Below are 12,987 nucleotides of genomic sequence, written 5' to 3'. Positions count from 1 at the left end.
GTCTCTTTCGGTGACAGAAGGTATTTGACCGCTCGAGGCGTCGCGGCAACCGATGGTCCCCCTTCACCAGATCCCCCTCCTCGTCGACGTCGGCGCCGACATCGCGGACGCTGGCGGCGTGGTCCAGTACGGTCTCGTGTTCCTGTTCGCCGCGTTGCCGTGGGTAGAAATCCTCGTGGTGATCCCGGTCGGGATCGGCGTCGGGCTAAACCCCGTCACCACCGGGGTCGTCGCGTTCGCCGGCAACGCCGGGTCCGTCTACGCGCTGCTGCTCTCTCACCGCCGGATCGCTCGGTGGCGCAAGCGGCGACGACCGGAACCGGCGGCCGACGACGACGCGACGAACCGCCGTCGCGAGTGGGCACGCAGGGTGTGGGACCGGTACGGACTCCCCGGCCTCTCGCTCGCGGCGCCCGTGCTGACCGGCGTCCACCTCGCGGCGCTCCTCGCGCTCGCCGTCGGAAGCCGTCGCCGGACGGTCGGCGGCTGGATGACGGCGGGAATCGCCGCGTGGACGGTCGCGCTCGTCGCAGCGTCCGCGTTCGGGGTCTCACTGCTCGGAATCGCCTGAGCCGGCACGCAGCGGAGTCACTCTCCCGCCTCCGTCGGGGTGATCTCCGCCGAACCGCACTCCGGGCACCGGTCGGCGTCGGCGTCGAACCGCGCGTCACACGACCGACACCGGTACGCTGCGGTTTCGTCGGCCGCTTCCATCGCGGTCTGTTTGAACTTCTCGACCCGTCGGCCGACCGTTTCGAAGAATCCCATCGGTTCGTTCCCAGTAGCCGGCCGAACCGGATAAGCGTTCATCGGGGGCGACACGCTCGGTCACACCGGCCCAGTCGTTTTACCGCAGCCCGCCGACTCGCGTCCATGGAGATCCGCCCTCCCGAGACCGACGCGGAGATGCGGGAACTGATCCGGGCGCACGGGCTGTCGTGGCGGGAGGCGTACGACGGGACCCTCCCCGACGCGGTGCTCGACGCGATGACGGTCGACCCGACGCCGGAGGAGGTCGAGAGGTGGGCCGATGGATTCAGCGACGACGACAGCGCCGTCTTCGTCGCCGTCGTCGACGGAACGGTCAGAGGATTCGTCGACGTGCGCTGGGGCGCGGAGAACACGAAGCCGTTCGTCGATCCCGGGGAAGCCGGCGTGAAGGCGATCTACGTCCACCCGGACCGGTGGGGCGAGGGGATCGGGACGGCGCTGCTCCAGCGCGGCCTCGACGCGCTGCCGGACCGCGTCGAGACGGTTCGACTCGAAGCCTTCGCCGACAACGACATCGGTGCGCGATTTTACGAGGCGCGGGGGTTCGAGCAGGTGGAGACGGGCGAGACCGAGATTGCCGGCGAAACGTATCCGACCGCGATCTACGCCCGCGACCGCTGAGTCCGAGAGCGGGCCGGAGCGTCGACCGGTTACGTCCCGTCCGCTCCCGCCCCCGACTCTCCCTCAGCCTCCCCGCCAGACTCCGGCTCCGCACCCGACTCCGGCTCCGCACCCGGCTCCGCGCTCGGGTCCGGCTCCGGTTCCGTCACGTACGCGCGGAGGTCGTCGGGGTCGACGTCGATCCCCTGCCGCGTGAAGAAGGTCGCCACGTTCTCGCAGTCGCGCGCTAAGAACTCCCCGGCGTTCGGGTGGTGGACCGTCACGGCCTGCCCGAGGTCGATGATCACCAGCTCGCCCTCGTGGATGATCATGTTGTACTCCGAGAGGTCGCCGTGGATCAGCCCGGCGCCGTACAGCCGGCGCATGTACTCGCGGACGACCTCGTAGGCGGTCTCGGGGTTCTCCACGTCGACCTCCGAGAGCCGACGGGCGCGCTCCTCGGCGTGGCCGACCAGCTCCATCACGAGGACGTTCCGCTGGACCGCGATCGGTTCGGGCACGCGCACGCCGGCCTTCCGCGCGCGTTCGAGGTTCGCGAACTCCTTGCGCGTCCACGCCAGCACGACCGCCTTCTTGTCGCTCGCGATCCCCTCGAAGCGCGGGTCGCCCTCCAAGTAGTCGCGCATCTGCCGGAAGTTCGAGGAGTTGATCCGGTACACCTTCACCGCGACCTCGCGCTCGGGCGTGACGCCCTCCGGTCCGCCGCCCGCGGCCTCGGAACCGGGTTCCGGCCGCTCGCCCGCCTGCCCGCCGAGCGCCTCGAAGACGCTCGCCTCCTTCCCGGTGGACACCGGCCCGCCGAAGGCGTCGACGTAGCCGTCCTGCACGAGCTTGTACACCGCGGCCAGCGTGGCGTCGTCGAACACCGACTCCTGCAGCTTGAACTGCTCCGTGTCCTTGATCCGCTTGCGGAACTCGTCGAACTCGCGGTCCTGCCGCCGGGCGATCCGGTCGGACTCGGTGTCGGAGACGTCGAGCTGCTCCCACTCGTCGCCGGGCTGGTCCGCGGGTTCGAGCAGGCCGAAGTCCTCGCTCATTCGTGACCGGGTTCGGCGCCGCGAGGGATAAGCGAGGGGGTCCGCGGCCCGGCGGCGGGCAGCTCCGACCGAAAAAGACCCGCCCCTCAGTCGGCTGCGACCGGCGAACCCTCAGTCGGCTGCGACCGGCGAACCCTCAGTCGTCAGCGACCGGCGCCCCGTCGCTCTCGCCCACGAACCCGTCGTCGGTCGCCCGCTCGGCGATCCGGGGTTGGAACACCCACGCCGCCAGCAACACGATCGGGATCATCGAAACCCCGACGATCGCGTAGCCAGTGTGGAGGTTCGGCAGGAACGGGGCTGCGTACACCAGCGGGTAGACGATCCCGCCGACCGTGCCGACGCCGCCGACGACGCCGGCCACGGCGCCGGAGCTGTCCGGGAACATCGCGGGCACCTGCGCGAAGATGGCCCCCTCGGAGAACGCACAGCCCATGCCGACGAGGAACCCGGCGCCCACGGCGAGGAGCACCCGGCCGGACAGGCCCGCGAGCGTCATCCCGAACATCGCGAGGACGACGAAACACAGCGAGACGAACGTCCACTGCTCGCGGTAGCGACCCGTGAAAAGCGGGATGATGTTCCGCTCGGCCCGGGCCAGCCGGTCGCTGACGTACCCGCCGATCGGGCGCAGCAGTCCGGCGGCGACCGAGAACGTCGCGGCGAACGTCGACGCCAACACGAGGTTCTGCGTGTTGAAGCCCTCGCGGTAGTAGGTGGCCAGCCAGCCGTTCATCGACAGCTCCAGCCCGAACGTCATCACGTACGCGAGCGCGAGGACCACCGTGCCGTACCTGGTCGCGGTGAAGACCCACTCTCGCAGCCCCGCCTTCTCCTTCGTCGACGCGCGCTTCTCGCTGCTCTTCGCGGCCTCGCCGAACGCGTAGTAGACGCCCGCCAGCAGGATCGACACCACGCCCGTGTAGAAGAACGCGGCGCGCCAGTTCGTATCGAAGATCGGCCCGCTCCACCCCGAGGAGAACACCCGGGGAAGAATTAGCGCGCCCCCGGCCGCGCCGGCGTTGCCGATCCCGGCGTAGATCCCCTCGGCGGTGCCGAGCTCCTCCGCTTCGAACCACTCGGAGACGTGCTGGATCCCGATCACGAACGTGATCCCCGCAGTGGCGACGATCAGGCGCGTGACGAAGAACGTCGCGTACGAGTCGGCGAACGCGCTCCAGATCGAGAAGACGCCGACGTACGCCAGCACGATGGCGAAGATCGTCGGCGCCCCGAACCGGTCCGAGAGCCAGCCCGTGAGGATCCGTCCGAACGGCGCGAGCCAGATCGCCGCGCTCGCTAAGACCCCGATCTCGGCCAGCGACAGCCCGAACTCCTCGGCCATCGGCCCGGTGAAGGGCGCAAACGAGAACCAGATCAGGAAGGAGAAGTTGAACCCGACGGTCGCGAGCAGCAGCGTCCGGTACTTCGTCATCCGGATCGGACTGTTCACGCACACCACCCCTCGGAAACGCTCGCAGCCGGGCGGCCGGTCGCGGTAGACGGTGAAATCGGCGACGTGAGCCGGAGCGTCGACCGCGCGTGCGGGTATTTCGCTCCGAGTGTCGGTTCCTCGTCTTCTGCCGCATCGATCCTTCTGAACTTACGGTTATTCACGTCGACAAGACATGAACGCGGGGTTAATAAGATAACTGGTGGACATATATACGAGAATAAGCAAGAGAACGGGTAATAACAAAAGCGGTGTTTCGAGACACTCTCATTTCGTGTTTTCAAAGAAGAAATTTATTTGTGAGGTGAAATATCTCGGTTGGATTCACAAATCAAAATAATATACCGGACTATTATTCATTATATGGTCAAAATCCGGATCTGCGGAGATCGGACTCTGATGACGAGACGAGAGGGCTCCGCGGCACAGCGGCGACGGCTTACTCCGAAGCGACAAGTTCGCGATCGTGTGTCCGGCGTCGGTCCGGTGCCGAGATCCGCACCGCGCACTGCTTGAGGTTCGGTTCGGCTGAGTCCGGGTCGACCGCGGACAGCGTGAGTTCGTTGATCGCACCGTTGTGAATCGGCAGCCAGATCATCCCGGGCGGAATGTCGTCGTTCGGGCTGACCGCGACGCGAACGCTGGACCTGCGGGAGGTGATGACCGTCTCGCCCCGGTCGAACGCCGCCAAGTGCCGAGCGATCGTCTCGGGGTGGACCCGCGCCGTTGGCACGTCGACCCCGTCGTCGTCCCGCGTCCGAACGCCGGTGTTGTAAACGCCGTCGGCCCGGCCCGTCGTCAGCGTGATCGGATACTCGCCGTCGACCGGTTCCGGGACTTCGCTGTGCGCGACCGTCGAGAACTGCGCGCGACCGGAGTCCGTGTCGAACGACCAGTCGCCGTCGTCGTAGTACCGGTAGCCGCCTTCCGCCTCTGCGGTCGGGGCGGGCCAGCGAACCGCCAGCTCGTCGGCAAGCCGGTCGTACGAGACCCCGGAGAGGTCGGCCGTCGAGCCGACGGTGAGTTCGCGGATCTCGTCGAAGGCCGCGGCCGGAGCCAGCGGCGGGTCGTCGAACAGGCCGGGGTGGATCCGGTTGCCGATCGCCGCGATGATGTCGATGTCTTGGCGGACTCCCTCCGGCGGATCTGCCGCCGCGGTGACCCGCGAGACGCGGCGTTCCATGTTCGTCGTCGTCCCCTCGGACTCGCCCCACGTCGCCGCCGGTAACACCACGTCGGCGTGCTCGATGGTGTCCGACCGGAACGCGTCTTGGACGATGAGGAACGCGTCCTCGAGCGCGCGCTCGACGTGGCCGGCGTCGGGCATTCCGGCGACGGGGTTCGTCGCGACCGTCCAGCAGACGTCGACGTTGTCGCGGGCGAGCTCGTCGATGATCCGCACGAATCCCGGACCGGGGGAGTCCGGGAGCCTGCCGAGCGGCACGTCCCACGCGTCGGCGACCGCGCGCCGGGCGGCCGAGTCGTCGAACGGGCGGTGGCCGGGCCACGTCCGCTTCGAGGCGCAGACGCGGTTCCCCATCGAGTTCGCCTGCCCGGTCAGCGAGAACGGCCCGGTCCCCGGACCCATGTTCCCCGTCGCGAGACAGAGGTCGATGATCGCTCGGGCCGTCCCGGTTCCCTGAATGCTCTGGTTGACGCCCATTCCCCAGTAGACGAGGCTGTCCGCGACCAGCGCGTCGGCGATGTCGCGGACGCGTTCGACCGGGACGCCCGCGGTCGCCGCCGCGTCGGTCACGCTCGGGAGCGACGCGACGGTCTCGGCGTAGCCGTCGGTGTGGTTGTCGACGAACCGCTCGTCGACGGCGCCGGTGTCGACGACCCGCGCGAGCACCGCCCGCGCCAGCGCGAGGTCGGTGCCGGGGTCCGGCCGGACGTGGACGTCGGCGTCGGCCGCCGTCCGCGTCTCGACGGGGTCGACGACGATCAGTTCGCCGTCGCCCGCGGCGGCGCTGTTCGCGATCCACGAGTACAACACGGGGTGGGCCACGGCCGGGTTCGCGCCCCAGACGACGTGGGTGTCGGCCGTCGGCACGTCGTCGTACGTCGGCGGCGGCCCGTCGCTCCCGAACGCCTGGGAGTACGCCGCGACCGCCGAGGCCATACACAGCGTCGTGTTCGCGTCGTAGTGCCGCGTTCCGATCGCGCCGCGGGCGACCTTGCCGAGCGCGTACGCCGCCTCGTTCGTCTGCTGTCCGCTTCCCAACACCGCGACGTTGTCGGAGCTCTCGCGGATCGCCTCGATGAGCCGCGTCGCGACGACGCCGAGCGCGGTGTCCCAGTCCGTCGGTCGAAGCGATCCGCCGCGGCGAATGAGCGGCTGTGTCAACCGCTCTTCACCCGGGTTCTCGGTCTCGTCGACCCCGCGTTGACAGTTGAGACCGCCGGTCGCCGGATGGTCTGGGTTCCCGGAGACGTCGACGATGCGCCGGTCGTCGGCCGCCGCTTCCTGAAGGTACCCGCAGCCGACCGCGCACCGCATACAGGTGGTCGGTTGCCGTTCCGTCATGTTCGAACCGGTGGCGGTCGAACTGATCGATCGTCGGTCCCATGCCCGTCGCTATCAAAGAACATTCTAACTGAGTACACAGTGGCCCGTGCGGCAGATAACTGTTGTTTGTAATTAAAAACCATCGTGTATCGGGGATTCCGGGCGTCTCGCGCGATATCAGTGAAAGGAACATCAATCGATAGAGGATCCTTAATCGATATCGCGCTGAGACCGCTCGGTTTCGATATCCAACCTGTGAGCGCTCTCGCTTCGTGAAAAATAAATTCCTCCAGGATAAGGCGTAATTATTCGGGGCGGGCGAACGGGATTTCGTTCCATCGAGCGGAACCCCGTTATTTCTGTGTTTATTAAACGAACAACACTTTATGGAGCGATACACATGTGATATCCAGACGAATGAACCAAATAATCAAAAATTCGGTGAGAACACGTCGGTTTATCAACTCGGGTGTGGGCGCGTGACGAACAAGAAGGAGACGTGGAAGGAGGGGATGTACGGCGACGAGGTCAGAGCGAAGATCCTGGAGTTCGCGGAGTCGGGATGGGAGTCGATCCCGGAAGACGAGCGCGACATGTGGTTCTCGCGGTTCAAGTTCTGGGGCGTCTTCCACCAGCGGTCCGGACAGGAGAGCTACTTCATGCTGCGGCTGGCGAACGCGAACGGCCTCCTCACGGCCGAACAGCTGCGCGCGGTCGGCGAGGTGGCCGCGGAGTACGCCAGGGGACCGGTCGCGAACCCCGAGTTCGGCGACGCGTGGATCGACCTGACCACCCGCCAGTCGATCCAGCTCCACTGGCTCAAGCTCGAAGACATCCCGGCGATCTGGGAGACGCTCGAAGGCGTCGGCCTCTCGTCGCGCTCGTCGGGCGGCGACACGATGCGGAACATCTCCGGCTGTCCGGTGGCCGGCCGGGACAAACACGAGTTCGTCGACGCGCAGCCGGTGCTCGACGAGATCACGTCGAAGCTCCGGGCCGACGACGACCTCGCGAACATGCCCCGGAAGTTCAACATCAGCGTCACCGGGTGCCGCGAGGGCTGCGCGCAGGACTCGATCAACGGGATCGGTCTCGAACCCGCGGCGAAGACGGTCGACGGCGACGAACTGCGCGGGTTCAACGTCCGCGTCGGCGGCGGCCTCGGCGGGCGCGAACCCCGGAAGGCCCGGAGCCTCGACGTGTTCGTCGCGCCCGAGAACGCGTACGACGTGGTCAGGGGGTTCGTCGAGCTGTACCACGAGCACGGGAACCGGGAGAATCGTCAGAAGAATCGGAGCCGCTTCTTCGTCGACGACTGGGGAACGGAGGAGATTCGCGAACTCCTCGGGGAGTCGTACGTCGACTTCGACCTCCGGCGCGAGGGGGAGAACCTCCGCGACGAGTACACGTACAACGCCGGCGAGGCGCCCTCGGAGGGGAAACACGACCACGTCGGCGTCCACGAGCAGACCGACGGCGACTACTACGTCGGCCTCGCGGTGCCGATCGGACGCCTGACCGCCGAGGAGACGGTCCGACTGGCCGACCTCGCGGCGACGCACGGCTCGGGAGAGATGCGGCTCACTCGACGGCAGAACCCGCTGATTCTGGACGTCCCCGAGTCGGAGCTGGACGACTTGCTCGACGCCGACCTGCTCGACACGCACAGCCCCGAGCCGAACGTGTTCACCCGGGGCGCGATGGCGTGTACCGGGACCGAGTTCTGCTCGCTGGCGCTGACGGAGACGAAGGCGAGGACCGCGGCGATGCTCCGCTGGCTGCGCGCGAACGTGGACCTCCCGGACGACGTCGAGCAGATCAAGATCCACTACTCCGGCTGCACGGCCGACTGCGGGCAGGCGATGACCGCCGATATCGGCTTTCAAGGGATGCGCGCGCGGAAGGACGGCGAGATGGTCGAGGCGATAGACGTCGGCGTCGGCGGCGGGATCGGCGCCGACCCCTCCTTCGTCGAGTGGATCAGACAGCGCGTCCCGGCCGACGAGGTGCCCGGCCTGCTGCGGAACCTCCTGAACGCGTTCGCGGCGGGGCGGACCGAGGGACAGACGTTCAGGGAGTGGGTCGAGGCGACCGGCGAGGAGGCGCTCGTCGAGCTGGCCGAACCCGAGGAGACCGACTACGAGGACCCCTGCCTCACCGACGCGAAGCGGTCGTGGTACCCGTTCGCCGACGGCGAGGGGCCCGCGCCGACCGACGTGGACGGGACGCCGCTGGCGACCGAGAGCGATGACTGACCCGACCGCCGAGGCGGCTCCCGAGCAGGGCGGCGACCGTGCCGAAGCGGCCGCCCGCGTCGGTGCCGGAGAGGTCGCCGGCGAGGAAATCCGCGCGGGCGCCGACGGGGAGTCGACCGCCCCGGTGGCGTCGATGGACGTCGCCCCGGAGCTGTTCCCGGCGGACGCGGCGGACGACGAGACGGAGCGGGGTGCGGAGTGAACGACCCCGTCCCGACCACGTGTATGCGGTGCGCGGTCGGCTGCGGCCACCTCACGGGACGGGTCGACTCCGGGTACGGGATCGACGGCGTCCGCGGCGACGTGGCCCATCCGACGAACCGCGGTCTCGCGTGTTCCCGCGGCATCGACGAGACCCAGAACCCGGACGGAGAGTGGCTGACGCGGCCGCACGTCCGGCAGGAGGGCGAACTCCGGCGCACCACGTGGGACGTGGCGCTCTCGCGGATCGTCGACGAGTTCAGCGACGCCCTCGACCGGAACCGCGACGGGCTGGCGGTCCTCGGGAGCGGGCAGCAGACGAACGAGGCGGCGTACGCGCTGGGGAAACTGGCCCGGGGCGGCTTCGGGACGCGACACTACGACGCGAACACGACGCTGTGTATGGCGAGCGCGGTGACCGCGTATAACGACGCGTTCGGCAGCGACGCGCCCCCGCCGACGTACGACGACGTCGAGGACGCGACGACTCACGTCGTCTGGGGGGCGAACCCGGCCGTGGCCCACCCCGTGCTGTTCCGGTGGATAGTCGAGAGCGCGACCGACGGCGAGAGCCGGCTGATCGTCGTCGACCCCGTCGAGACGAAGACCGCGAAGGCGGGCGACCGTCACGTCGCACCCGAGCCGGGGACCGACCTCGCGTTAGCGCGGGCGGTGCTCGCGCGGGTGATCGAGCGCGGCGAGGTCGACGAGGCGTTCGTCGAGGAGGCGACGACCGGCTTCGGGGCGCTTCGGGCGGAGCTTCCCGATCCGGAGTCGGCCGCGGCGACTGCGGGCGTCTCCCTCGCGACCGTGGAGGCGCTCGTCGACGCGCTCCGCGATCCGACGCTCGTCTACTGGGGGATGGGCGTCAACCAGAGCGCGCAGGGGACCGACACCGCCGGCGCGCTGATCGACCTCTGTCTCGCGACGGGGAACATGGGACCCGGGAGCGGCCCCTTCTCGCTGACGGGGCAGGCCAACTCGATGGGGACGCGCGTCTGCTCGTCGAAGGGGTCGTGGCCGGGGATGCGCTCGTTCGAGGACCCGGCCGAGCGGCGGACGATCGCGGAGGCGTGGGGCGTGCCCGTCGAGCGCCTCCCGGACGACCCCGGACCGGGACCGGTGGGGATCTGCGAGGCGATCGGCGACGGTCCCGTCGAGGCCCTGTGGGCCGTCGCGACGAACCCGGCCGCGGGCCTCCCGGACGCCTCGGCCGCCCGCGAACGCCTGCGGGAGACGTTCCTCGTCGTTCAGGACGCCTTCCACACCGACACCACCGAGCTGGCGGACGTGGTGCTGCCGGCGGCGACGTGGGGCGAGTCCGACGGCACGGCGATGAACATGGAGCGGCGGATCTCGCGCGTCCGCCCCGCCTCCGACCTCGCGCCGGCCGTGCGGACCGACCTCGACATCATCACGTCGATCGGGGAGGCGCTCGTTCCCGGGCTGTTCCCCGCGACGGAGCCGGAAGCCGTGTTCGACGAGTTCGCCGCGCTCACCGCCGGGACGGACGCCGACTGCTCCGGCGTCTCGTACGACCGACTCCGAGAGGAGCGGGCCGTCCGCTGGCCCGCGCCGTCCGCGAAGTCGGCGGGCGGGTACCGATACCACGACGACGGCGACTGGTCGTTCCGGACCCCCTCCGGCCGCGCGCGGTTCTCGACCGGGACGCACGCCGGCGTTCCCGAACCGACCGACGAGTCGTACCCGCTCACCCTGACCACCGGCCGCGAGTCCGACGGGTACAACACCGGGATCCGGTCGCGGGACGGGGACGCGGCGTCCGCCGTCGTCGCGCGGGTGAACCCGGACACCGTCGAGCGCCTGAACGGCGAGGCGGAATCGGCCGGGGAAGCGAGCCCCGCGGACGAGGGGGAAGCGGGCGAGGCGGAAACGGGCGAAAAGGCGGCGATCGCGGCCGACGAGACCGCGTGCCTCACCTCCCGCCGCGGGTCGATCCCCGTCCGCGTGACGGTCGACACCGCCGTCCCGGCCGGAACGGTCTGGCTGCCGATCCACCGCGGCGCGACGAACGAGCTGACGTTGCCGGTCACCGACCCCCGCTCGGACGAGCCGAACTACAAGCAGTGCGCGGTCGCGCTGGAGCCGACGACCGACGGGGTCGCCGCCGAGGAGCAGGCTCGAACCAAACCGACCGCCGACGACTGAGACGCGACCCGACCACCCACGCAACCCATGTCAAACCGAATCACGACCGTGAACGCGTACACGACGCTCGACCTCGTCGCCGCGGCGGTCGAGACCCACGAGACCGCCCTGTCGCTCGACGGGGTGGTAGACGTCGCGGTCGCGGACGACTCGCCGGACCGCGTCGTGTTGAGCGTCGAACTGGACACGGTCGGCGTCGACGAGATACCGCCCCACGCCGACCGCGTTCGGCTGACCCCCGAGCAGGCGGAGACGCTGGCCGACGACCTGAACGAGTACGCCGTGGACGCGAGGACCGAGTCCGACTGAGAACCGAGCTCACCCGACCGTCAGAGCACGTCGAGCGCGTCCGCGACCGGCATGTGGCCGTCGCGGACGGCCTCTAAGATCGCCCGGCGCTCCTCGGTCTCCGGGTCGGTCGCGTCCGGGTCGTCGCCGCCGCCGTCGCCGACCTCCGCGAGCGTCACCTTCTCCGTCTCGCCGACGAACTCGGGGAAGTCGGTGCCGTCCGCGAGCGCTGTTTCCTTTTTGACGCGGTAGGAGCCGGCGTCGGTGGTGTAGAGGTCGCCGGGGTGGAAGAAGTACCAGTCCTCGCGGTCGAACCGCACCGCGATCCGGGCTTTCGCGCCGAAGTTCCGCGCGAAGAACAGCAGCGCCTCCACCTCCTCGCCGGTGAGGTAGATGGGGTCGCCCGCGCTCGACTTCGCCTCGATGGCGTAGAACGTCTCGCCGTCGCCCGCGAGCACGTCCGGCAGCTCGCGCTCCGTCGCCGAGCCGCTGGCCGGCGCGCGCATCACGGCGAACCCCGCCTCGTCGAGGTCGTTCACCAGCTCCCGCTCGCGGCGGTCTCCCTTCCGGTTAGCGGACACGGTCGTCGTCACCCGGTTCGGTCATAGGGGTCGTAGACGCGAGCCGGGCAAAAGCCCGACGGGTCGGCGGGGCGTCGGTGGCGAGACCGCGGGGCGTCGGGGGAGAGGGCGCTGAGCGTCGATGGCGAGACCGCGGGCGCGACCGTCGCGCCGTCACTCCCGCATCCGTTCGGCGTGTTCGACGACGACCCGACCCAGCCGCTCGGTGCGGCGCCGGAGGTCCTCGTCGGTGATCCGGGGCTCGCCGCCGGGGGCGGCCGCGCCCGTCTCGACCTTCGAGGAGGCCCCCTGGATCCCGACCTCGTGGGGGACGGTCCACGCGTGGACGTTCCGGAACGTCGACCGGAGGTGTTCGAGCGTCCCGCCGTAGGAGCCGCCGCCCGCGGTCGCGAGCAGCCCGACGGCGGTGTCCGCGTACTCGTCGGAGCCGCAGAAGTCGTGGAAGTTCTTGAACGTCGACGAGTAGGAGCCGCGGTAGACGGGCGTGCCCGCGAGGACGCCGTCGGCCTCGCGGACGCGGCGCTTCAGGGCCTCGCTGTCGCCCTGCGCGCCCTCGTCGGGGTGGTACAGCGGGAGGTCGACGGCGGCTAAGTCGATCAGGTCGGTCTCCGCGCCGGCGTCGGCCGCGGCGTCGAGCGCGACGCGGAGCGCGGCCCGCGTGGTGCTGTCCGCGCTCCGACTGCCGGAGACGGCGACGATTCGGGTCATACGCCGGGTTCGGGACCAGATAATAAAAACGGGGACGATCGGCGGGGACCGGATACGAAGTTCTGGGCGGCGGCGGTTTACTATCGGCTGTCAGCGGTGCTTGGTGCCTCAAAAGCCCCAGCCGTGCGGCTGTACGTGATTGACCGCGGAACGACGGAGAACAGCTCCAAAGCCCCAGCCGTGAGGCGGACGCAGGCGACGCAAGCACCGCAACGAGGGAGCGGTAGCGACCGAGTGAGGAGCGCAGCGAGCGTGCGTCCGCCTCACGGCTGCCCCTTTGAGTCCCGCCCCGCACAGCACCTCACTCCTCCCCAGCCTCGTCGCTGGCGCCGTCGGCGCCCCCGCCTCCCCCGCACGCGCGCTCGCCGGCGGCGTGGCCGCCCGGGGGACGGGA

Annotated in this window: 12 protein-coding genes; 6 read left to right on the top strand and 6 right to left on the bottom strand. The window is 69.5% G+C overall.

All coding sequences use genetic code 11. From position 1 onward, the window contains the following. Positions 1–52: 52 nt before the first annotated feature. Positions 53–571: a small multi-drug export protein gene (locus J2744_RS04300; protein ID WP_209545001.1), complete on the top strand. Its 519-nt coding sequence runs from the start codon at positions 53–55 to the stop codon at positions 569–571. A 17-nt stretch (positions 572–588) separates the two neighbouring features. On the opposite strand, the gene J2744_RS04295 is transcribed toward J2744_RS04300, so the two are convergent. Beyond that, positions 589–768: a hydrogenase/urease maturation nickel metallochaperone HypA gene (locus tag J2744_RS04295; protein ID WP_209544998.1), complete on the bottom strand. Its 180-nt coding sequence runs from the start codon at positions 766–768 to the stop codon at positions 589–591. A 105-nt stretch (positions 769–873) separates the two neighbouring features. On the opposite strand from J2744_RS04295, the gene J2744_RS04290 reads away from it, so the two are divergent. Then, positions 874–1,392: a GNAT family N-acetyltransferase gene (locus tag J2744_RS04290; protein WP_209544996.1), complete on the top strand. Its 519-nt coding sequence runs from the start codon at positions 874–876 to the stop codon at positions 1,390–1,392. Between the two features lie 29 nt (positions 1,393–1,421). On the opposite strand, the gene rio1 is transcribed toward J2744_RS04290, so the two are convergent. From rio1 to nasA (J2744_RS04275), 3 genes are all read right to left on the bottom strand, one after another. Beyond that, positions 1,422–2,429 (bottom strand): serine/threonine-protein kinase Rio1, encoded by a 1,008-nt coding sequence (gene rio1, locus J2744_RS04285; RefSeq protein ID WP_209544994.1) that lies wholly within the window; start codon positions 2,427–2,429, stop codon positions 1,422–1,424. A gap of 136 nt (positions 2,430–2,565) precedes the next feature. Further along, the gene (locus J2744_RS04280; protein WP_209545696.1) at positions 2,566–3,864 is read right to left on the bottom strand and encodes an MFS transporter; all 1,299 of its coding nucleotides are present in this window, start codon (positions 3,862–3,864) and stop codon (positions 2,566–2,568) included. A gap of 457 nt (positions 3,865–4,321) precedes the next feature. After that, on the bottom strand, positions 4,322–6,409 hold the full coding sequence (nasA, locus tag J2744_RS04275; protein ID WP_209544991.1) for an assimilatory nitrate reductase NasA: 2,088 nt from the start codon (positions 6,407–6,409) through the stop codon (positions 4,322–4,324). Between the two features lie 461 nt (positions 6,410–6,870). Between nasA (J2744_RS04275) and J2744_RS04270 the strand changes: the two genes are divergently transcribed. Genes J2744_RS04270 through J2744_RS04255 form a run of 4 tightly spaced genes read left to right on the top strand, consistent with a single transcriptional unit; the run spans position 6,871 to position 11,325 of the window. Then, positions 6,871–8,646, top strand: a complete 1,776-nt coding sequence (locus tag J2744_RS04270) for a nitrite/sulfite reductase (RefSeq protein ID WP_209544989.1) — start codon at positions 6,871–6,873, stop codon at positions 8,644–8,646. After that, positions 8,639–8,848 carry a hypothetical protein gene (locus tag J2744_RS04265; protein WP_209544987.1) on the top strand — a complete coding sequence of 70 codons (210 nt, stop codon included), beginning with the start codon at positions 8,639–8,641 and terminating at the stop codon, positions 8,846–8,848. The genes J2744_RS04270 and J2744_RS04265 overlap by 8 nt, the downstream gene beginning before the upstream one ends. Then, positions 8,845–11,016 (top strand): assimilatory nitrate reductase NasA, encoded by a 2,172-nt coding sequence (gene nasA, locus J2744_RS04260; protein WP_321169785.1) that lies wholly within the window; start codon positions 8,845–8,847, stop codon positions 11,014–11,016. Before J2744_RS04265 ends, nasA (J2744_RS04260) begins: the two co-directional genes overlap by 4 nt. Positions 11,017–11,043: 27 nt before the next feature. Then, positions 11,044–11,325, top strand: a complete 282-nt coding sequence (locus J2744_RS04255) for a DUF6360 family protein (protein WP_209544985.1) — start codon at positions 11,044–11,046, stop codon at positions 11,323–11,325. Positions 11,326–11,345: 20 nt separating this feature from the next. Here J2744_RS04255 and hjc read toward each other — a convergent pair whose 3' ends face one another. Both hjc and J2744_RS04245 read right to left on the bottom strand, forming a co-directional pair. Further along, the gene (gene hjc, locus J2744_RS04250) at positions 11,346–11,897 is read right to left on the bottom strand and encodes a Holliday junction resolvase Hjc (RefSeq protein WP_209544976.1); all 552 of its coding nucleotides are present in this window, start codon (positions 11,895–11,897) and stop codon (positions 11,346–11,348) included. Positions 11,898–12,038: 141 nt separating this feature from the next. Continuing rightward, entirely contained in the window at positions 12,039–12,593 is a 555-nt protein-coding gene (locus tag J2744_RS04245; RefSeq protein WP_209544974.1) for an NADPH-dependent FMN reductase, read from the bottom strand. Positions 12,594–12,987 lie beyond the last annotated feature (394 nt).

The sequence above is a fragment of the Halorubrum trapanicum genome (assembly GCF_017873555.1).
Classification (GTDB): Archaea; Halobacteriota; Halobacteria; order Halobacteriales; family Haloferacaceae; genus Halorubrum; species Halorubrum trapanicum.
Note: the sequence above shows the minus strand (reverse complement) of the source record. Positions and strands in the feature narration are given on the sequence as shown.